The 21,249-nt window shown below is 38.3% G+C and carries 21 protein-coding genes, 1 pseudogene and 1 riboswitch; of the genes and pseudogenes, 18 read left to right on the top strand and 4 right to left on the bottom strand.

Features of this window, described 5'->3' with window-relative positions:
• The first annotated feature begins 159 nt into the window (after positions 1 to 159).
• The 3 genes from CRO56_RS16500 to CRO56_RS16490 all read left to right on the top strand — a co-directional run bounded on the left by CRO56_RS16500 (position 160) and on the right by CRO56_RS16490 (position 2,131).
• The gene (locus CRO56_RS16500) at positions 160 to 1,071 is read left to right on the top strand and encodes an NAD(P)/FAD-dependent oxidoreductase (protein ID WP_097159731.1); all 912 of its coding nucleotides are present in this window, start codon (positions 160 to 162) and stop codon (positions 1,069 to 1,071) included.
• A 114-nt stretch (positions 1,072 to 1,185) separates the two neighbouring features.
• Entirely contained in the window at positions 1,186 to 1,713 is a 528-nt protein-coding gene (msrA, locus tag CRO56_RS16495) for a peptide-methionine (S)-S-oxide reductase MsrA (protein ID WP_097159730.1), read from the top strand.
• Positions 1,714 to 1,855: 142 nt separating this feature from the next.
• Positions 1,856 to 2,131 (top strand): spore coat protein, encoded by a 276-nt coding sequence (locus CRO56_RS16490; protein WP_097159729.1) that lies wholly within the window; start codon positions 1,856 to 1,858, stop codon positions 2,129 to 2,131.
• 83 nt (positions 2,132 to 2,214) lie between these two features.
• Here the strand turns inward: CRO56_RS16490 and CRO56_RS16485 are convergent, their stop codons facing one another.
• Positions 2,215 to 2,922, bottom strand: coding sequence for a DUF421 domain-containing protein (locus CRO56_RS16485; protein ID WP_097159728.1), 708 nt, complete (start codon positions 2,920 to 2,922; stop codon positions 2,215 to 2,217).
• Between the two features lie 286 nt (positions 2,923 to 3,208).
• Between CRO56_RS16485 and helD the strand changes: the two genes are divergently transcribed.
• From helD to CRO56_RS16455, 6 genes are all read left to right on the top strand, one after another.
• On the top strand, positions 3,209 to 5,548 hold the full coding sequence (gene helD / locus CRO56_RS16480) for an RNA polymerase recycling motor HelD (protein WP_179714316.1): 2,340 nt from the start codon (positions 3,209 to 3,211) through the stop codon (positions 5,546 to 5,548).
• 125 nt (positions 5,549 to 5,673) lie between these two features.
• On the top strand, positions 5,674 to 6,156 hold the full coding sequence (locus CRO56_RS16475) for a tetratricopeptide repeat protein (protein WP_097159726.1): 483 nt from the start codon (positions 5,674 to 5,676) through the stop codon (positions 6,154 to 6,156).
• A 136-nt stretch (positions 6,157 to 6,292) separates the two neighbouring features.
• The gene (locus tag CRO56_RS16470) at positions 6,293 to 7,231 is read left to right on the top strand and encodes an ABC transporter ATP-binding protein (RefSeq protein WP_245855936.1); all 939 of its coding nucleotides are present in this window, start codon (positions 6,293 to 6,295) and stop codon (positions 7,229 to 7,231) included.
• Positions 7,228 to 7,998 carry an ABC transporter permease gene (locus CRO56_RS16465; protein WP_179714315.1) on the top strand — a complete coding sequence of 257 codons (771 nt, stop codon included), beginning with the start codon at positions 7,228 to 7,230 and terminating at the stop codon, positions 7,996 to 7,998. Before CRO56_RS16470 ends, CRO56_RS16465 begins: the two co-directional genes overlap by 4 nt.
• A 78-nt stretch (positions 7,999 to 8,076) precedes the next feature.
• On the top strand, positions 8,077 to 9,000 hold the full coding sequence (locus CRO56_RS16460) for a prenyltransferase/squalene oxidase repeat-containing protein (RefSeq protein ID WP_097159723.1): 924 nt from the start codon (positions 8,077 to 8,079) through the stop codon (positions 8,998 to 9,000).
• A gap of 140 nt (positions 9,001 to 9,140) precedes the next feature.
• Positions 9,141 to 9,560 carry a hypothetical protein gene (locus CRO56_RS16455; RefSeq protein WP_097159722.1) on the top strand — a complete coding sequence of 140 codons (420 nt, stop codon included), beginning with the start codon at positions 9,141 to 9,143 and terminating at the stop codon, positions 9,558 to 9,560.
• Positions 9,561 to 9,594: 34 nt separating this feature from the next.
• Here CRO56_RS16455 and CRO56_RS16450 read toward each other — a convergent pair whose 3' ends face one another.
• Positions 9,595 to 10,038, bottom strand: a complete 444-nt coding sequence (locus tag CRO56_RS16450) for an OsmC family protein (RefSeq protein ID WP_097159721.1) — start codon at positions 10,036 to 10,038, stop codon at positions 9,595 to 9,597.
• Positions 10,039 to 10,465: 427 nt separating this feature from the next.
• Here CRO56_RS16450 and CRO56_RS16445 point away from each other — a divergent pair, with 427 nt between their 5' ends.
• The 7 genes and pseudogenes from CRO56_RS16445 to CRO56_RS16420 form a co-directional block, all read left to right on the top strand.
• Complete coding sequence (locus CRO56_RS16445; RefSeq protein ID WP_097159720.1) at positions 10,466 to 11,572, top strand: AI-2E family transporter; 1,107 nt, start codon at positions 10,466 to 10,468, stop codon at positions 11,570 to 11,572.
• 145 nt (positions 11,573 to 11,717) lie between these two features.
• Entirely contained in the window at positions 11,718 to 12,182 is a 465-nt protein-coding gene (locus tag CRO56_RS16440; RefSeq protein ID WP_097159719.1) for a YndM family protein, read from the top strand.
• A gap of 106 nt (positions 12,183 to 12,288) precedes the next feature.
• A riboswitch (cobalamin riboswitch) is annotated at positions 12,289 to 12,474 on the top strand.
• A 22-nt stretch (positions 12,475 to 12,496) separates the two neighbouring features.
• Complete coding sequence (locus tag CRO56_RS22965; protein WP_179714314.1) at positions 12,497 to 12,640, top strand: hypothetical protein; 144 nt, start codon at positions 12,497 to 12,499, stop codon at positions 12,638 to 12,640.
• Positions 12,618 to 13,628: an ABC transporter substrate-binding protein gene (locus CRO56_RS16435; RefSeq protein WP_097159718.1), complete on the top strand. Its 1,011-nt coding sequence runs from the start codon at positions 12,618 to 12,620 to the stop codon at positions 13,626 to 13,628. The genes CRO56_RS22965 and CRO56_RS16435 overlap by 23 nt, the downstream gene beginning before the upstream one ends.
• Positions 13,609 to 14,661, top strand: a complete 1,053-nt coding sequence (locus tag CRO56_RS16430) for a FecCD family ABC transporter permease (RefSeq protein ID WP_097159717.1) — start codon at positions 13,609 to 13,611, stop codon at positions 14,659 to 14,661. Before CRO56_RS16435 ends, CRO56_RS16430 begins: the two co-directional genes overlap by 20 nt.
• Positions 14,645 to 16,102, top strand: a complete 1,458-nt coding sequence (locus CRO56_RS16425) for an adenosylcobinamide amidohydrolase (protein ID WP_097159716.1) — start codon at positions 14,645 to 14,647, stop codon at positions 16,100 to 16,102. Before CRO56_RS16430 ends, CRO56_RS16425 begins: the two co-directional genes overlap by 17 nt.
• A 70-nt stretch (positions 16,103 to 16,172) precedes the next feature.
• Positions 16,173 to 16,916, top strand: a pseudogene (locus CRO56_RS16420) (transposase); the annotation flags it as partial.
• A gap of 377 nt (positions 16,917 to 17,293) precedes the next feature.
• Here the strand turns inward: CRO56_RS16420 and CRO56_RS16415 are convergent.
• Both CRO56_RS16415 and CRO56_RS16410 read right to left on the bottom strand, forming a co-directional pair.
• Positions 17,294 to 17,533, bottom strand: coding sequence for a helix-turn-helix domain-containing protein (locus tag CRO56_RS16415; protein WP_097159715.1), 240 nt, complete (start codon positions 17,531 to 17,533; stop codon positions 17,294 to 17,296).
• Positions 17,534 to 17,724: 191 nt separating this feature from the next.
• Positions 17,725 to 18,936, bottom strand: a complete 1,212-nt coding sequence (locus CRO56_RS16410) for a NupC/NupG family nucleoside CNT transporter (RefSeq protein WP_097159714.1) — start codon at positions 18,934 to 18,936, stop codon at positions 17,725 to 17,727.
• 130 nt (positions 18,937 to 19,066) lie between these two features.
• Between CRO56_RS16410 and CRO56_RS16405 the strand changes: the two genes are divergently transcribed.
• Both CRO56_RS16405 and CRO56_RS16400 read left to right on the top strand, forming a co-directional pair.
• Positions 19,067 to 19,306, top strand: a complete 240-nt coding sequence (locus CRO56_RS16405; protein ID WP_097159713.1) for a YueH family protein — start codon at positions 19,067 to 19,069, stop codon at positions 19,304 to 19,306.
• 244 nt (positions 19,307 to 19,550) lie between these two features.
• Positions 19,551 to 21,125, top strand: a complete 1,575-nt coding sequence (locus CRO56_RS16400; protein ID WP_097159712.1) for a peptide chain release factor 3 — start codon at positions 19,551 to 19,553, stop codon at positions 21,123 to 21,125.
• The last annotated feature ends 124 nt before the right edge of the window (positions 21,126 to 21,249 follow it).

The raw sequence follows: 21,249 nt of genomic DNA, 5'->3' as shown, positions 1-21,249 counted from the left end.
ACTATTTATGCAATGGAATTTTGAAAAAATTTTAAATTTTAGTCCTATTGTTATGTTATATAACATGAAAACGCTCTTATATTAACATAATCTAAAATAGAATGAACAATTGTTTTGCGGATACGATAATAACAACTTCATGAAAAAGGAGAATGACTTGTGCGGTATGATTGTATTATTGTAGGAGGGGGAATTGCCGGTCTTCAGGCAGCTATCCAATTAGGGAGGTATAATCACAAAATTTTAATTATAGACGCAAACAGCGGCAGATCGAACCTTTGCAGAGCTTATCATAATATTTTAGGCTGGCCGGAAGGAATTAGCGGAGAGGAGCTGCGTGATATTGGCAAGAAACAAGCTCAATCTCTAGGGGTTGAATTTGTTCTTGATCGTGTTGAACAAATTTCAAAAGAAAGCGGCACCTTTTATCTATGGACCAAAGAGCAAAAAACCTTTAAAACCGATCATTTATTGCTAGCGACTGGAGTTATGGATCGTCTTCCTCCGTTTCCGAAAATCTACCCATGTTTAGGAATATCTGTTTATATATGTCCCGATTGCGACGGATATGAGGTGATGAATAAACGGACGATTGTGCTTGGAACTGGAAATGTTGGAGCCAATATGGCCTTGACTCTCTATTATTGGACAAACGATATAGTCTACATCAATCTTGAATTTAAGGAGATTGATCAGAAAATAATGGAGCAGCTTCAAGAAAAAAACATCACTGTTATAGAGGAAGAGGTAAAAGAGGTACTTGCAAACGGTTCTGAATTTAAGGGAATACGCTTGATGAATGGCATCTTAATAGGAGGAGAACGAGGTTTTATTGCTTTAGGAGGGAATCATGTCAAATCAGAGCTTGCTGTTCAGCTAGGTGTAGAGATTATGGATAATAAGCACATTCAAGTGAATCCTAGGACCAAAATGACGAATGTTGAAAATGTATGGGCTGCGGGTGATGTTGCTGGGCATTCGGAACAGGTAACGATCGCGATGGGAGATGGCTCTCAAGCTGCAATTTGGATACATAAGAGCATTATGAAGGGCAAGCCGTATAAAGGTTAAATTCATAGAAGGGAAAAACAAATGCAATTTTACTTGCAAAAAAATAAAACTATGTAAATAATGATAAAATATATACACTATCGAGACAGGAAAAATGATAGAGGAGAATGAAATATGAGTGGACGTCAAGAATTAGCAACGTTTGCAGGGGGATGCTTTTGGTGCATGGTGCATCCTTTCGATCAGCTGCCTGGAATCATCAAAGTTGAATCAGGGTATACAGGCGGTCACCTCGAAAATCCGAGCTACCAGGATGTTAAATCAGGCCGGTCAGGACATTATGAAGCTGTACAAATAACTTTTGATCCTGATGTTTTTTCTTATCAGCAATTATTAGATTTATACTGGCCGCAAATTGACCCAACTGATGACGGCGGGCAATTCCATGATAGAGGTGACTCTTATCGAACTGCTATTTTTTATCATACAAAAGAACAAAAGACTTTAGCGGAGAGGTCTAAACAAGCCGTAGCAGAAAGCGGGAGATTTAAGAAACCGATTGTCACGAAAATTCTTCCGGCTTCGATCTTTTATCCGGCAGAGGATTATCATCAAGACTTTTATAAGAAAAATCCAATTGAATATAAAGAAGATCGAAAAAAATCAGGCCGGGATGAATTTATTAAAGAATACTGGGATTAAGCTGAAATAAACAAAAGAAAGCTTGTTAGCTTTATATGGGGCAAGCTTTCTTTTTTGTTTTTAAAGGATATAGGACGGGAGCCTAAGGCATTTTCCTCATTTTTGCATATTAAGTTAGGGAGAAAACGTGAGGAGGAATATCATGAGCTTTATTCAACCATATGAATTGCCTGTAGAGTATTATTCTGCTCCTATGACAAATGATCAAAGAATTATTGGCTTTGGATTTGGAAGAAGACCCTTCTTTGGGAGAAGACCCTTTTTCGGCTTTGGGCCATTTTTAGGCGGTTTAGCTGGCGGTTTGCTTGCTGGTGCGCTGCTTAGCCCTGGATTTGGGTATGGTTTTCCTTATCCTTATCCATACCCGTATCCATATGCTTACCCTTTTTCGTACTATCCTGTTTACCCGTTTATTTAATCTATTAACATTATTTTGTGAAAAGAGGTGATTGAAGGTTAAGCTGCTTATCGCCTCTTTTTTAATGGAAACAGATGATGTTTCTATTCTTTATAAAGGAAAATTTTAATCGTATTCTTTTCATCTAAGGTTGCCAATAACACTTGATGGGGGAGGGTGTTAAATTTGGATTGCAGTTCTTTTTGTAACCAATTAGTATCTTTTCCAAGTATCTGAAGTTCATGATGATCAATTTTGCCTTCTTTTATTATAGGACGCGGAAAATAAAAGGGCTTGGGGAGCATATTTATATCTTGTTTTGTTGCGGGCTCGTACTGCGGATAAAGAAAAATAGAAATCTTACCTCCTGGCTCCCATAGGGCTAAAGCTACTTTTTTTGCATCATCTACTTTTTCTTTTCGTAATTCGGAAAGTAAGTGATCAATTGTAACTCTTGCTTTTTTTAGGTTAGGGTAGAGAAGTTCCCCGTTTTTTATTAAAGGCATTGGTGCTGGATCGAAATAATGCCGTATTTTAGGAGACTTTAAAGTGAGGAATAACATAAGTATATAAAGGAGCGCTACAATAGAGACTGTAATAAAACTTCCCTTCAATCCTAAATGACTGTCTGACAGCGGGTGTGCCAAAATATTTCCTAACAGCATGACCACAACAAAATCAAGGAGTCCCCATTGGGAAGTTGAGCGCTGCCCCATTAATTTAGCGACAATTAGCATAAATGCAAATGCAAATACAGCACGGAGTATCCAATCAAAACTCGTTAAGTTGTCTTGACTAAATAGAAAATCCAACGGTTACACTTCCTAAAATGGGTTATAGATCCATTTCGTAGGATTTCCCTCAAGCGTACAATTATACGATGGTTTCCGTAAAATGAATATAAAAAAACACCCGATTCGGAATAGGGTGTTTAGGGAATGAAAAAATCGAATTGATTATAAGGATTTGGTATGTTATGATTAAATTTGCTATGCGGGCAATATATAAATTTTAAAGAATATTATCCCTATAATAACATTACCACATTAAATGTCGCTTGTCAAACATCTAGAAAAAATTTTTTTGAGGAGTGGTTCAGTGACTGAAATAAAAAAGGATTGGAAGAAAGAACAAGATCGGATTGATACAATTGTAGAGGTCATTGATGCTAAAGTCTCTTTTCTTGAGCAAAATACTGGTCACATAAAAGAAGATATTTTAGAAATCCGAAAAAACTTTTGGAATGATGTGACAATTAACTTTGATGAGCCAGACGACATTACTGAAACGTTTGCAAGCATTAAACAACAAGCGGAAATGCTTTCGGAGCGTGAAAGGAGTCAGGGGCAAGTTCAAAAACAGCTAAAAACATTATTGCGATTAAAGGATTCTCCTTATTTTGGCCGGATTGACTTTCATGAAAAGGGGGAAAGTGACTCTCAGTCCATTTATATTGGGGTTGCTTCCTTATTAGATCGAAACAGCGAAAACTTCCTAATCTATGATTGGCGCGCGCCAATTTCAAGCCTTTATTATGACTATGGATTAGGGCCGGCAGCCTACGATACTCCTGGAGATGGTCAAATACAAGGAGAGATAGAATTAAAACGCCAATATATCATAAGATCAACTGTATTAAAAGGGATGTTTGATACAGGTGTAACCATTGGAGATGAACTGCTTCAAGAGGTTTTGGGAAACAATGCTTCCACTCAAATGAAAAGTATCGTGGCAACCATTCAAAGAGAGCAAAATGAGATTATTCGCAGTGAGGGAACTAAATACTTAATTGTCCAAGGAGTTGCCGGAAGCGGAAAAACCTCTGCTGCCCTGCAGCGGGTTGCTTATTTGCTGTATCGGTATAGACATATTTTACAGGCAGAACAAATTATGCTTTTTTCACCCAACCCTATGTTTAATAGCTATGTATCGACCGTTTTGCCGGAGCTTGGCGAAGAAAATATGCAGCAATGCACACTGCAGCAATACATTGACCATCGCCTTGGAACTAAATACAGAGTAGAAGACCCTTTTGAACAGATGGAGTACATTCTATCTAATAGGGATGATGAGGGTTTTTATGCTAGAAAAGAAGCGATATCGTTTAAAGCAAGTCTCTCTTTTAAGAATTACATAAATGATTTTGTAACATCGCTTTCTGATTCAGGAATGATTTTCAGGAATATTTCATTTAGAAAGAAAATATTAATTTCAGCCCGCCAAATTGAAGAAAAATTTTATTCTTTAGATAAAGGGTATTCGATCCCAAATCGCTTATTGATAGTGACAGATTGGTTAAAAAAAGAACTAAAGCAACTAGCAAAACGAGAGCGAAACAAAGAATGGGTTGAACAAGAGATCCAATTATTAGAGAAAGTAGATTACCTGGAGGCTTTCAAACAGCTCCAGAAAAAGAGAAGAAACACCGAAGAAACTTTTGATGATTTTGACCAAGAACATCTCTTTTTGGCCAAGGAAGTGGTTAACAAACGATTCAAGCCGCTGCTTGCAAAAGTTAAAAGGTTAGAGTTTATTGACCATCTAGCTCTATACAGATGTTTATTCAATATGAAATTCATCCCGGATAATCAATTACTGCCTGCCCATTGGGAGCAGATATGTGAGTATACTTTGAATCGGCTTAAAAAATTCGAAATTCCTTATGAAGATTCGATTCCTTTTCTTTATTTACAGGACTTAATTGAAGGCAGAAAATCGAATACTTTGATCCGTCATATTGTAATTGACGAGGCTCAAGACTACTCGCCTTTTCAATTTGCTTATATAAAGCAGCTATTCCCTTATAGCTATATGACGATATTAGGTGATATGAATCAGGCAATCTATTCTCATACCATGAATGCCCCGACTATTTTGTCAGATGAGTTTTATGATATGGCTGAAACAAAACTGGTTGTCTTAAATAGAAGCTATCGGTCAACTAGAGAAATTGTCGAGTTTACCCGTGAATTAATCCAAGGCGGGGAACAGATTGAGCCCTTTAATCGGAGCGGAAAGAAACCAACCCTTACTCAAGTTTACTCAGAGACAGGATTAAACATCCAAGTAATAGAAAGGATTAGAGCTATACAATCTCGGGGGCATCAAACTATCGCGATCATCTGTAAAACAGCTCAGGAAAGTGCGAAAGTTTATCAAACGATCCATGGCCAAGTCGATGCGAGACTCATAAAAAAAGGAACTCTTTACTATGAAAAAGGAATTCTTATTATCCCTGCCTATTTAGCTAAGGGAATTGAGTTCGATGGGGTGATTCTCTATAACATTTCTCAAGAAGTATACGGGACCGAAGATGAGAGAAAATTATTGTACACGGCAGCAACGAGAGCAATGCATGAGTTACATTTATTTTCACTTGGTGAAATAAGCTCTCTGTTAGATGGTGTATCAGAAAACACCTACGAATTAAATGTATAACCGAGGGAACATATGTGATTTTGACCTTTTGAAATAGTTAGAAAGTTATGTGTGAGCCGCGGTGACTTAGGGCCGCGGTATTTTTATAATGGTATTTAAAAAGAAATAAAAAGGAAGGGTTGAAAATGGAGCCACTGCAACAAGCCATTTTACTAAGAGTGAATGGTCACTATCAGGAAGCCAGGCAATTATTACTTTCATTATATGAACAGGACAAAGACGATCCGCACATATCCTATCAATGTGCTTGGGTACATGATCTATTAGGTATGGAAAAAGAAGCAATTCCTTTTTATGAACACGCAATAAATCAAGGGCTATCCGGACAGGAAAGAAGGGGTGCTCTCTTAGGGTTAGGAAGCACATACCGGACCATTGGGGAATATCATCAGTCTAAAAAGATTTTTAAACAAGGCATGCAAGAGTTTCCGAATGCTAACGAGTTTCCTGTGTTTTTGGCAATGACTTTACATAATCTTGGAGATAACGAGAAAGCTTTAAAGATTTTGCTGAACAAAATAGTAGAGTTAACCGATGATGAAGGGATTCAAAGGTATAAAAAAGCAATCCAATTTTATGCAGATAAGTTAAACGAAGTGTGGGACTAAGTCTTAGTAATGGGTGAAACCCAACTGCGATTTTATTCGTATATTTATAGTGAATACAGAGTTATACGTGTTATTAAACAGTTAAAATGTACTATACTTGATGGGACAGATATGTAATAGAAGAAGAGGTGTCGGCGTGACTTTTAAGGAAAATTTTCCGTTAGTGGTAGAGAATTTAACAAAGATAATAAATGGCCAAGTGATCATTGACCACTTATCATTTAAGCTGGAGCGGGGAAAGGTATACGGTTTTTTAGGGCCAAATGGCGCCGGGAAAACAACTACGATTCGGCTGATAGCCGGGTTAATCGCTCCGACAAAAGGTGATATCTATGTCGAAGGGCATCATGTGCAAAAAGATAAATTAAAAGCTCTATCTTATCTGGGTGCTATTGTAGAAAACCCGGAACTTTACAATTACCTGACCGGCAGGGAAAACCTGCTTCATTTTGCCCGAATGAGCAGAGCTCCTGTATCTATAAATCGTATTGAAGAGCTTATTAAATTTGTAGGCTTAGAGGATGCGATCGACCAAAAGGTTAAAACCTATTCTCTCGGCATGAAGCAAAGGTTAGGAATTGCACAAAGCTTATTGCATAAACCATCACTGCTTATTTTGGATGAACCATCCAATGGGTTAGATCCAGCCGGAATCCGACACTTGCGCGATTATTTAAAAGAGATTTCAACAAAAGAAAATATATCGATACTTGTGTCAAGTCATCTGCTTCAAGAAGTAGAATTAATGTGTGACAAAGTCATCATCATCCAAAAAGGAAAATATGTCGATGAAATAGACGTCAAAGGAAGCAGTGATACTAGGGTTCACACAAAGGTCAGATTTACAATAAAACCTGATCAGATGTCTGAAGCAATAAAAGTAATAGAACGATTTGGGCAGGCTAAAACGGAAGGAGACAAAACAATTGTTGCTTCTGTCCAATATGAGCAGATTCCTGATATCCTGACCGGCCTTGTTAATGCGGGTCTGACCATTTATGAATGTGCGCCAATGAAAACATCGTTAGAGGACCAGTTCCTGTCACTTACAGAGCAGAGGGAGGGAGTTTTATGATTTCCTTGCTTCAAAATGAATGGCTAAAGGCCCATAAAAAAAATAAAGTCTGGCTGTTTCTTGCTGTAATGGGATTTTTGCTGATAATGGGAGCCGTCCTTGTGATTATCTTTAGCAATCGATTTAATATTCAGGTCAGCGGAATTACTTATACGATTAATTCAGCCTCTGTCTTTACGACAATCATATCTTTTTACTCGATTGTAATTGCGGCAAGTTCAATAACGAGCGAATATAGTGATGGGACAATTAAACAGCTGTTTATTCGTGCCCATTCACGGACATCGATCTTGCTGTCGAAATATATCATCGTAAATATTTTAATTTTCGCAATATACTACTTTTTAATAGTTTTTAATTATCTCTTAGGTCTATTATTTTTTGGTATGGAGTCTTTCGTTGAAGATTTTATAACAAACCTTATTAATGGATTGTACAATTATCCAAATATTATGTTCTATATAACCCTAGCTTTTATGATTGGGGCTGTTACAAAGAGTATGGGACTTGCCACTGGTTTTACTTTTTTAGCGAAATTTAGCAGCGGGCCAGTTACATTACTTGTATCAATGTATGATTGGGGAAAATATGTAATATTTCCCCATCTCTCACTGTCAGCCTACAGCGATAATAGGTATATCCGGGGATTAACAGAACCCTTCATGAGTGATATTTCTCTTGGATTTTCATTTATTATGATTTTGTTGTATTTACTGGTATTTATTGTAATATCCATAGGGGTTACTGAAAAGAGGGATATTTTATAACAGAAAAGGATGGCGTTCCCATCCTTTTCATTTAGGAAACTTTAATATGAATGACATTTTTAGAACGGAGTGAAAGAATTGATAAAGCTTTCTCGGGAAAAATTCCAGTCGGCAAGAAATTTTATAATGGAACATGCCAGACCTATAGATCAGGCTCTTTTCTCTTTTTTCTTTGAAGAAGGAGATAAGAATAAGGTCCTTGAAGCGCTGAAAAAGTTTCAAAACGAAGATGGAGGATTTGGAAATGCTATTGAACCAGATTTTCGTTTGACGATCTCTTCACCCATGGCAACTACAATAGGATTACAGGTTATTAAAGCAGTTGGAATTTCATATGAAGAAAAAGCAGTTCAGGCAGCTATACAATATTTAATCCGAAGTTTTGACCATGAAAAACAGCGCTGGCATGCCGTTCCTAAAGAAATTAATCAAGTACCGCATGCGCCGTGGTGGGAATATAACATCGAGGAAGACCGTTGTGGTGTTGAAGGGACGTGGGCCAATCCAAGTGCCGAAATCGCAGGCTATTTACACCAGCATCACCATTTTGTTCCAAAAGAATTTTTAGATCATGTTACTGACGTAGCGTTTCAAGAAGCAGTAAAACTCCCAGAAAAGATTGATATGCATGATTTCCTTTGTTACCAGAGACTATTAGATGCGCTTCCGGAGCATCAAAAAGGAAAAATCAAAGCGATTCTGCAAAAATCAGTTCGATTAACAGTCTCTCCTGACCCGAAAGACTGGGGAGGATATGCTGCGACACCTCTTCATATTGTCATTTCTCCTTCTTCTGCTTTCTATAAAGAATTGCAGGAAGAAGTTGAGGTTAATCTTGATTTCGAAATTAAGACAATCAATGAGGATGGCTCATGGAAGCCAAACTGGTCTTGGTTTGGACAATATGAAGAAGAATGGAAACAAGCTGAACGAGAATGGGCCGGACATTTAACCGTTATGAAGTTAAAAACGTTAAAAGAATTTAATAGAATAGAAGAGTAATAGGGACCAAAAGAAATCCAGAACGTTTATGTATGATTTCCCATTTGTAACGAACCCTAAGAACCGATGGTGGTTTTAGCAGTTGAATTGACCCGTATTTTTGCCATCAGATCCTGATATTTCAACGGGGGAATGGTGAATTGTTTTCCTTTCGTGGCGATGCTCATAAATTTTATTTAAAACTAAAAAAATTAAATCGTACCCATTTACGCTACGGTGAAAACCGGGAATTAAAAGAAATCCGGGAAATTCAAGATTTTTACAAAGGAATCGAAACACAAACCTTGCTTGATATTTATTATAAAATGATCAAAGAAAAGAATGGGTCTGGAATCATTCCTATTTTTGTGTCAGCCGGACCATGGCTATTATTTATCTTCTCAAAGCAATTACAGGAGCTGCTTTTTAAGGACGGGTCGATGCTTTGGCTCACCTTTATTGTTGTTTATGTAACCACCCTAATTATGAGTGTAATTCTTCACTTTCACGAAAAGGCGTGGGCTTCTTTACATATCGAAATCATACAAGATATTTTAAAATCGAGAGAAGAGCAAAAATAAAAAAATGCACCAGATCGGTAACCTTTTTTAGGGCTTAGACTATAATTTTTGCTACTAGCTCGATTGCTACATTCCCTTTTACAGCACGCGTAATCATACAGGAAGATTCAGCTTTTTCAGCAAGCTTAAAGGCAAGCTTACGGTCGTTTTCAGTAGCGTCTTCTTTCAGGACGATGGTTGGGCGGTGAATGATTTTTTTATAGGTAAATACGCCATTTGTTACGTCCACAATTCCTTCTGATTCCATGTAGAGATCCTTTTTATCTAAGGATGCCCGTTCCATCATTGCTGCTAAAGTAATAATGAAGCAAGTGGCAGCTGCACCCAATAACATTTCATCTGGATTGGTTCCTACTTCAGGTCCATCCATCTCTTTAGGGATTGAAATTTTTGTTTTTAAATTTTTGGCTTCCAGGTCTCCAACATCATTGCGTAAACCAGGCCAATCTGTTTTTAAATGAAAATGGTGTTCAGCCATCATGCACACTCCTTTGAATGTTTTTATATAGAGATACTATCATTTTAGAAGAAAGCTACCTATGATGCACGCGATATGGTTTACTCTATAGAAATTAAGTTTGAACCCCTTTGAAGATAAAATTAAATCAGGCAGAGATATAATAAGTAAAGAGAGTTAGGGGGACATCAGAACGTAAACAAAATTATTATAGAACAAGAATTTGTCTGTATGAAAACGTTCGAGAAACGATTTTCCTCGTTCATCTCGAATGAGGATGTTCACTTTGAAACTATCAAAAATATCAAACGGGCTGATTCTACTAATAGTAAGGAAATAAAGTATAAGTTGTTTGTCTATAATGGGTAGTAAAAAATTAAATATAGGATATCCTTATCGACTTTATTAGTAGTATAGTTAGAGGAGAATTCAGATTAGGAGGACTAGGGTGGTTAAATCGAAGTTACATTTTTGGACACTGCAAATATTGTTAGTTGTTGCGATTATTTACATATGCACAAAAATCGCTTTTGTTTTTGAACCTTTAGGGATCTTTTTTTCCACGTTATTTTTCCCTATTTTAATTTCGGGCTTTCTGTTTTATTTGCTAAATCCGCTAGTCAAAAGGCTGCAGCAGATCAAAATACCGAGGACGCTTTCGATTATTATTGTTTATCTTGCTATTGCTGGTTTGATTTCACTCTTGTTAAGCTACTTCATTCCAGCCGTATCTAATCAATTTAAACAATTAATCAATGATATGCCTGCATACGCCGCCCAGACAATGGAGTTTTTTGAGGAAGTTTCGGATAGTCCTCAATTCCAATGGGTGATGACACAAGAATACGTTACGATTGATGATATTGAAGAAAAGCTCACGGAAATTGGAAGTGCTATACCTAAAACAATCACCAATAGCATCTCGGCCATTATTGGTTGGGTGACGAATTTTACAATAACAGTCGTCACCGTACCATTCTTACTATTTTATATGTTTAGGGATGGACATAAATTTCCCAACAGTTTCGCCCGGCTATTGCCTGCAGCTTATCGGGATGAAGCATTAAAGACTATTAAAGATACGAACAATACGTTAGCATCCTATATACAGGGGCAAGTCACCGTTGCTTTATTTGTTGGGACATTATCCTTTATCGGATATTTAATTATCGACCTGCCTTATGCCCTAATATTAGCGATGGTGGTCTTATTTACAAACATAATTCCTTATATAGGACCTATTCTTGGCGGAGCACCGGCTGTTATTATCGCACTGTTTGATTCGCCAATGAAAGCGATACTGACAATAGTCGTAATTGTAATTGCCCAGCAGTTAGAAGGAAATGTCATATCACCATTAATAATCGGAAAACAGTTAAAAATCCATCCGGCAACGATCATTATTTTATTATTAGTGGCGGGAAACATTGCGGGAATTCTTGGTATGGTATTAGCGATTCCTTTTTATGCTGTTTCGAAAACAATAGTGATTAATATTGCTCAATTTCTTAAAGAGAGAAAACGGATTTTGAATGAACAAATGATCGAAAGCTAATAATACGGGACTGCCCTTGTCGTTGGGGAGTCCTTTCTCGTGTTTCTTTGGATTGTCCTTTCTTTACCAGAAAAACTGTAAACATGCATATTCTGCTAAAAAATAAGTCAAACTATAACTGACTATTCTTTAGGAGGATTTAAACATGGAAAATTTACGAGCTTTAGGAATTAAATTTTTACTTACTTTAGGCGTTCTATGGCTTGTATTAACCGTTATGTTCGATCTGAGATTTGGTAATGTATTTTGGATTTCCGTAGTGTTAACGGCCATTTCTTATTTTGTAGGTGATCGCGGGATTCTGCCAAGGACAAATAATACAATTGCCACGATTGCTGACTTTGGACTCTCATTTCTTACGATTTGGGCAATGCAAGTCATGTTAGTGGAAATTCCCGATTATCCATACGTAATGTCATCCCTGATAGCAGCTGCAGGTATAACCATTGCTGAAATATTCTTTCACCGTTATATGGCCTTTGCGGATAAAAATACAGGAGACAGAAACAATGGCAGAACCACCCCTGCATTAAGGGAAAATTACGGTATGGAAACAGCTGAAGAATTTGAACCGAAAAATAATAATTATAACCCTGATGAACCTAAATAAGAAAAAGGTTAGGGGCTATCCTTCTACAAGCGGGATAGCCTTTTTGTGTATGATTTTTCTATACAATTTAATACGCTATTGTGTATAATGAACGATGTAATCAACTACATATGCTTCAAATATAGGTGCTATTCTTTAGGACTAGCTTAAAAGGGAAGTTGGTGTAAATCCAACGCGGTCCCGCCACTGTGAATGGGAGCTTTTTACAATTGGCCACTGTACTTACTTGTATGGGAAGGCGTAAGAAGTGATGACCATGAGCCAGGAGACCTGCCTGTATTTCGGACACAAAACCTACGAGGATAGGAGGGTGTTTGACTTCGACGAGTTGGATTTATAACTTAAGCTATTATTACTTGTCGATTTCAACCATCTTCAGGGCATTCCCGAACTCAGTAGGGATGCTTTTTTTATTTGGGAAAGGAGAAAAAGAAAATGAAGAAATGGTTACAGCTTAGTTTCACTTTATTGATTGCAATCAGTTTGATGGTTGCCTGTTCAAGTCAGGAAGAAACGGAAAATGCAGATAATTTGGATCAGGCGGAAAGCCAAAATGAAGCGGGTGCTGAACAAGAAGAGTCAGCTGAGGAGGAAGCGCCGTTCCCGGTTACGGTTACGGACGCATTAGACAATGAGATTATGATTGAAGCGAAGCCAGAACGGATTGTTTCGCTTATACCAAGTAATACTGAAATTGCCTTTGCTCTTGGGATGGGTGAAGAAGTTGTAGGTGTTACTGAATTTGATAACTATCCAGAAGAAGCATTAGAAAAAGAAAAAATCGGCGGAATTGAGATTAACCTTGAAAAGATTATTTCCCTCCAGCCGGATCTTGTTCTTGCTCATGAATCGACGGCTGTCAGCAGCAAGGAAAGTCTTGATCAATTAAAAGAGGCAGGATTAACGGTGTTATTTGTGAACGATGCGACCTCTTTTGAAGATGTGTATCGCTCGATTGAATTAATTGGGGAAGCAACCGGAACTTCTGACAAAGCAGCTGAAATCGTAACGTCGATGAAGGAAGAAATCGAAAAAGTGAAAGATATCGCTGCTTCCATTCCAGAAACAGATCGGAAAAAAGTATTTATTGAGGTTGGTGCAGAGCCAGAAATTTATACAACTGGTACCAATACCTTTATGCATGAAATGTTAGAAGTAATTAGTGCTGTTAATATTGCGGGGGACTTAGAAGGATGGCAACCGATAACAGAAGAAGCAATTGTGGAAAAAAACCCAGATGTTATTATTACAACCTATGGATACTACACACCAAATGCTGCCGAACAAGTACTAGCCCGTGAAGGGTGGAGTCAGGTGACTGCCATTCAATCCAAACAGGTCATTGATGTACACTCTGATTTGGTTGCACGTTCAGGACCTAGACTTATTGAAGGTGTAAAAGAGTTGGCTAAGGCGGTTTACCCTGATGTTTTTAAAGACATATAAGCTTTGGGCTTATTTGATTGCGAGTAGTTTTCTGATAGTCTCTCTTATCATTGGGATTTCGTTGGGGAGTGTTCAGGTTCCGGTTTCAGCTATTATGGGGAGTATCTTAAATGAATGGTTTTCAGCTTCGTTTACAGTTGACCCAATGTATGAAAGTATTGTTTTAAGCATTCGCCTGCCTAGAGTTCTGTTAGCAGGTTTAATTGGGGCTTCGCTTGCTATTGCAGGGGCAGCCTTTCAAGGATTACTTAAGAATCCTTTAGCAGACCCTTATACATTAGGCGTTTCCTCGGGAGCATCCCTAGGTGCAGTCATCGTACTGTATCTGGGGATCTCAATCCCTGGATTATATTCTTTTACCCTGCCTGTTTTAAGTATCATTTTTGCATTTATAACGATTTTGTCGGTTCTTTTATTTGCCCGTCTAGCATCTAAAAGCATGTCGGTAGCAACCATTATTTTAACTGGTATTATCTTTAATTCTTTTATTGGGTCTTTCATTTCGTTATTAATTGCGTTATCGGGTGATGAACTAAGACAAATTATCGGCTGGCTGCTTGGCAGTGTCTCGATGAGAGGCTGGGAGTATATTCTATTATTACTGCCTTTCTTCCTTATTGGAAGTTTTATCCTTATTATCAATTGTAATGAGTTAAATGTTTTATCATTCGGGGAAGAAAAAGCGAAGTATTTAGGTGTTCATGTTCAGCATAGAAAATTATGGATTTTATTAGCGGCTTCGATGTTAACAGGTGCTGCTGTAGCCGTTTCGGGAACCATTGGTTTTGTCGGATTGGTGATACCGCACTTTACCCGGCTCTTGTGGGGAACCAACCATAAACACTTGTTGCCATTGTCGATGTTAATTGGAGCAGGATTTTTAATTTTAGCTGATTTAGTTTCTCGTACTTTAATTTCACCAAGTGAACTTCCAATAGGTGTTATTACATCAATGATCGGGGCTCCAGTTTTCGCTGTTCTTTTACTCCGCGGACGATCAGAAAGAAGAGGATCACATGTTAAAGGTTCGTAAAGTATCTGGAGGATACGAAAACAAAATAATTGTTTCTGATGTCAGCTTTTCGGTTCATAAGGGAGAGTTTATCGGTATATTAGGACCAAACGGAAGCGGAAAAACAACACTGCTTAAGCTGGTTAGCGGGGCGCTTCAGATAACTGCAGGGGAAATTATTATTAAAGACATGCCACTGCCTGCATTCAAACCGGCTGAACTTGCGAAAATACTGGCAGTGCTTCCTCAAAGTACCGAATCTTCGTTTTCATTTACTGTAAAGGAGACGGTGTCCTTTGGACGGTATCCTTATCAAAAAGGATTGTTTAAACAATGGTCAGAAACGGATGAACAAGCGGTGTTGGAAGCATTGGCTCATACTAATTTAACCCACTATCAGAATGAGGATGTGCTGTCTTTAAGCGGCGGAGAAAAACAGCGAGTATTTCTGGCACAAGCTTTAGCACAGGAGCCAGAGATTTTCCTTCTTGATGAACCTACGAATCATTTAGATTTATCTCATCAAAAAGGACTCATGGATTTATTAAAACTGTGGACGAAAGAGAAGCAGATGACAGTTGTCTCTGTATTCCATGATTTAAATCTGGCTAGTCTATATTGTGACAGGCTTATTTTAATGGATCAGGGAACAATTGTTTCGATTGGTTCTCCATGGGAGGTATTAACAGAGGAGAGTGTGCAGCGAGTATACCATACAGATGTCAGGAGACAGCCTCATCCGAATGTACCTCGGCCACAACTGGCAATGATGCCTGCAGGTAACAAAGAGGAAGACGCAGAGATCATTACAACTGAGACTCTTTCTATCCAGCCAAAGCATATCGTTTTTCAGTCTCCCTTTTCTTTAAAAACCATATCCTCTTCTGTCGTTAATTCAGGGATTGGCTGGTTTTCAACTTTTATCAACCGCCATGTAGAGATGGATTATAATTGTGAAGATAGTTCCGCCGAAATGAAACAATACATTCAGAAAGAAGGGTTCCGGGTTTCGGATACTGTCGCAATGATGACAGCGATCCCGCTATCAACTGGTGTGGTAAAAGAATATAGAGACGGGGATACATCTCTTTTTGTTGTAGTTACGGCAGGAATTGGCGGGGCAGTCGATGTCTCGCAGAGCTTCCGCTATAGCCGTACGCTTCAGCCTGGGACGATTAATATTATGATTTTTGTTAATGGGCATCTTTCAGAGGAAGCTTTTCTTCAAGGAGTTGTTACGGCAACTGAAGCTAAGGCAAAGGTTTTGGCAGACTTAGGCGTCAAGGATGCTCTTTCCCATACAATTGCTACTGGAACTGCTACTGATAGTATATTGTTGGCTGCGACTCAAAAGGGAAGGTATTTTCAATACGCAGGTCCTATTACGGATTTGGGAAAAGGCATTGGCAAATGTGTCTATCAAGCAACAATTAAAGCCATTCAGGGAGTCAGTAAAGAATAGAAGGAAAGTGCTTATTTAAACGGTACGAAATAAATATATTGATAAACGGCATTAATTCGTTGATAAAATAAAAAAGCCCTTAAAGGAAAAAGAGGAGGTGAAGGAAACAAAGGAGATTCGTAGAAGTACCACTGATCCAGAATGCGGTTTTATGTCTCGGGAAAACAAACAGGAAATGTTTTGTTACCTAGACCACCGTACAACTGATATGAAGTTTAATATCATAACTGATGCATTTTTTACTCCTGGAAATGTCCATGATTCTGTTTCTTACCTCTCCAGATTAGACCGACAGGTCGAAAGATTTGGTTTCGATGTAGAAGCTGTTGCACTTGATTCTGGTTACTTGACAGCTCCAATTTGTAAAGGATTAGATAACAGAAATATCTTTGGCGTTATTTCACACAGAAGATATCAACCCACTAAAGGACTATTTCCAAAATGGAAATTTAAATATGATAAAGAAAGAAACCTTTATATATGTCCTAATGGACAAGAACTACTTTACAGCACAAGAACAAGAGAGGGATACCGCGAATATAAATCAGACCCCAAAAAGTGCTCCACTTGCCCACTCCTAAAGAATAAACAAAAAGTGATTACCAGGCATGTTTGGGAAGAATCTAAAGAGAAGGTTTGGCAAAATCGGCTTTCTAAATCAGGGAAAATGCTTTATAAATTTAGAAAAGAAAAAGTAGAGCGAAGCTTTGCGGATTCGAAAGAACTGCATGGGCTTCGCTACTGCCGGTTACGGGGATTAAAGAATGCAAGTGAACAGGTTCTCCTTACTGCAGCCTGCCAAAAAAAATATAAAAAAGATTGCAACACACCTAGCAAGATTAGAAAAAGTTTGTTGCAATACTTTAGGTTGATTTTCATCCCTGTTGATTGGAGCGGAGGGCACTCGACTCATTTCCACTCCTTATTAAAATCTATATTGTAGCAGTGGAAAGTGGGATAGAGAGGTCACGGGAGACCCTGCAGGCGCCAAAGCGCCGAGGAGGCTCTCGGACCTCCCCGCGGAAAGCGAGTGCCCGGAGCGGAAAGCAACAGGCCGGTTAGTAGAGACAATCCATTAATAAAAAATTTGGTAATTTAGATTTAGACAAAAATAAAAAATTGCCGAGAAAAATACCCTTTCTCGACAATCTGAAAAGCTCGCCATTATGTACTCGAGCTTTTAATGAAGCTTTATGAATCCCATTCGATAGTTAGCAGTTCACGAATGTCTTGTATCTCAAGAGCTTGAGCAATTAAGGATAATAATCTTGTATTTAGAGAGGTTCTTTGATTATTTTTGAGCTCACTGACACTCGCAGCACGGACATTCTCTCCCGTTTTTTGCTTAATTAGCTCGATAAGCTCCTTTTGCTTCATATTACCACGCATTTTGAGTGCTTCATCTAAGGTGACTTTAATTCGTACGGACATTATGAAACCTCCTTGTACTCTATTTTAGAGGATTTCACAATAATCGCAATTACGATATGTAAAAAAAATATAGCTAATTTTTGTCAAAAATGTATAGATATTGGTGAATAACCAAGAAATGAATGTGATTTGCCCTGTTTTTGTGGAAGCGAAATGGAATCCCTTGTCCTTTGAAAGCTGTAAAAAGCATTTTATGGTACAAACATACCGGCTATTGCCCCGCTAAGCAGGGACGCCAAACTTCCGGCAATAATGGACCTGACCCCCATTCTTGCCAGATCATCCCTGCGGTTAGGAGCTAAACTTCCTAATCCGCCTAAAATAATGGCAAGTGATGAAATATTGGCAAATCCGCATAAGGCGAAGCTAATAACGGCAACTGCCTTCGATGATAGGTTAGGGATTTCAGGCGCGAAATTAGAGTAGGCTACAAATTCATTTAATATCAGTTTTTGGCCGATATAGTTTCCGGCTGCGACCGCTTCATTCCAAGGAACACCTATTACAAATGCAATCGGCGAAAAAATGTAGCCCAAAATCAGTTCTAACGTTAATCCTTCAAATCCAAAGAGTTCTCCGATATTCCCTAAGAAATAATTAATAACCGCTATTAAACCTATAAATGCAAGCAGCATTGCCCCAATGTTGAGTGCAAGCTGTAAGCCAACGCTTGCTCCTCTTGCTGCAGCATCGATCACATTAACCGAATCTTTATCTATTTCCATTTCATATTCATTTGGTTCTTCTCGGCTTTCTGTTTCAGGCACAAATATTTTGGCCATGATTAATCCAGCTGGAGCTGCCATAAAACTGGCTGCAAGCAAATATTCTAACGGAACACCTAATAAGGAGTAGCCGATTAGTGTTGAACCGGCAACAGAAGCAAGTCCTCCTGTCATAACTGCAAATAATTCAGAAGCGGTCATATGATTTAAGAATGGCCTGACGACTAGGGGTGCCTCTGTTTGTCCCACAAAAATATTGGCAGCTGCCGACATGGACTCGGCTTTTCTGGTACCTAACAGCTTAGCGAGACCGCCGCCAATAAATTTGATAAATATCTGCATGACCTTTATGTAATATAAAACAGATATTAAGGCAGAGAAAAAAATAACGACAGGAAGGACTTGAAATGCAAAGATTACGCCATTTTCAGGCAAGAGCGGTCCAAATAAGAATGCAATCCCGTCTGCCGCTGCATCAACGATTTCATTCACACGATTTGTCAGCCAATTAAAGGCCATCCTGCCCCATTCCCATTTTAATACAGAGAAGGCAATTAAAATTTGTAAAAGCAATCCCCCTAAGACGGTCCGAAGCTTAATTTTCGTTTTCGCGCTGGAAAATAAAAACGCAATCAATAATAGAATCACGATACCAAAGATTCCCCATATGTATTGCATAAAATCTTCCTTCCTATAGACGATTATTTTTTGTGCAATTTCTTTGATTTCTTGGTAATCTTATGGTGTCCATGCGAAAGGATTATATAACGAAAAGTTCAGGAATCATTAAATCTGAAAGGAACTTTATATGAAAATAAGAAAAACCATGATAGAAGAAAAGGAATATAAAATTTTTTTATATGAAAATAAAAAGGAGTATTTTTTCCTGGCAGCCGTTCCAGAATTAGCCTGGTCGGGAATCGTTCAGTATGAGGATTCATTGGAAGACCTTAAGCAGAATCTTTTAGAGACTCTCCATTCAAATTTCTCTCAAGAAAATGTTGAATTACTGGCTAGACGAATCTACCAATGGACTAGGGAGATGTAGCTTTTCATTCGGAGTTTCAGTGAAAATAAATTTTTTTTCAAACTATTAAAGCATTGTTTCTCTATAGATGGTAGTATAGATATGGTCTGTAAAAAAGGATGGGTGTCGAACTGAATTCGGCTAAAAGATCTATTTTCGACTTGCATCCTAGTGTTTTTTAGAATGATTTTCACTTAAGCAATGTCTGCGCCTTTCGGCAAGGTATTGCTAAGTTTTCTATAGTTCAAGAAGGGAAGAAACATACATGAAAAAATTACAGGAAGAGGTTCTTTCGAGAAGAACCTTTGCCATTATATCCCACCCGGATGCCGGAAAAACCACGTTAACAGAAAAGCTGTTATTATTCGGCGGTGCCATTAGGGAAGCGGGAACAGTTAAAGCGAAGAAAACAGGGAAATATGCAACGAGTGACTGGATGGAAATTGAAAAACAAAGAGGAATTTCAGTAACTTCGAGTGTTCTTCAATTTGAGTACAATGATATTAAAGTGAATATTTTAGATACGCCAGGGCACCAAGACTTTAGTGAGGACACGTACCGGACATTAATGGCGGTAGACAGTGCTGTCATGATCATTGATGCAGCTAAAGGGATTGAGGAACAAACATTAAAGCTATTTAAAGTATGTTCGATGCGCGGAATCCCGATTTTTACCTTTATTAATAAATTAGACCGGCAAGGGAGACCGCCGCTTGAACTTTTATCTGAATTAGAAGAAGTATTGGGAATTCAGTCTTATCCGATGAACTGGCCAATCGGCATGGGTCAGGATTTCATGGGAATCTATGATCGGTACCACAGCCGAGTCGAATTATTTAAAACGAAAGAATATACAAAACTTCCATTAAATGAAGATGGGCAGCTGCAGGAATCTCATGAAATTGAAGAATCACCGGTTTACCAGCAAGCGTTAGAAGAAATTGAGCTCCTAAATGAAGCGGGGAACCCTTTTTCTAAAGAAGCCATTGATCAAGGCCAATTAACACCAGTCTTTTTTGGGAGTGCACTTAATTTATTTGGTGTTCAAACCTTCTTAGAAACGTACCTTCAATTTGCGCCGCCGCCAAAGGGAAGAAATTCCACATCAGGTGTAGTTGATCCATTATCTCAAGATTTTTCAGGGTTTATCTTCAAAATTCAGGCAAATATGAATCCAGCGCATCGTGACCGGATTGCTTTTATACGGATTTGCTCTGGCCAATTTGAACGTGGTATGTCAGTCACTCTTGCAAGGACCGGGAAAAATATTAAACTTTCTCAATCCACTCAATTCCTTGCCGATGACCGGACAACCGTTAATGAAGCGGTCGCAGGAGATATTATTGGCTTATATGATACGGGAACCTACCAAATCGGAGACACGTTAGTTGGTGGAAAAAATACATTCGAATTTGAACGTCTGCCCCAATTTACACCAGAACTTTTCGTAAAGGTAACCGCTAAGAATGCCCTGAAACAAAAGCATTTCCATAAAGGCATGCAACAGCTCGTCCAAGAGGGAGCGATTCAGTTATTTAAAACAGCCAGAACAGATGAGTATATTTTGGGAGCCGTTGGACAGCTTCAATTTGAAGTTTTTGAACACCGATTAAAGAATGAATATAATGTGGATATCTTAATGGAACCGATGGGAAGTAAGATTGCAAGATGGGTAGACGCAGATAAGGTAGATGAAAAGCTATCGAGTCAGAGAAGTATGCTCGTGAAAGACCGATACAGCCGTTTTGTGTTTTTATTTGAAAATGATTTTGCTCTTCGCTGGTTCCAAGAAAAAAATCCGGCCATTTCGTTATACCAGCCAATGGAAGATCGAAGTTAAGTCGGAATTTAGGCCGACCCTAATTTGTTAAAAATAAAGGGTCGGCTTTTTACACTTTAAAGTAAAAAAATTTAGCAAGAAGTAAATTCAAAGCAGATAATTTTTAATAATAAAGTACGAGGGA

The sequence above is a fragment of the Bacillus oleivorans genome (assembly GCF_900207585.1).
GTDB lineage: Bacteria > Bacillota > Bacilli > Bacillales > JC228 > Bacillus_BF > Bacillus_BF oleivorans.
The sequence above is the reverse complement of the archived record's forward strand: the minus strand, read 5'-3'. Positions and strand labels throughout refer to the sequence as shown.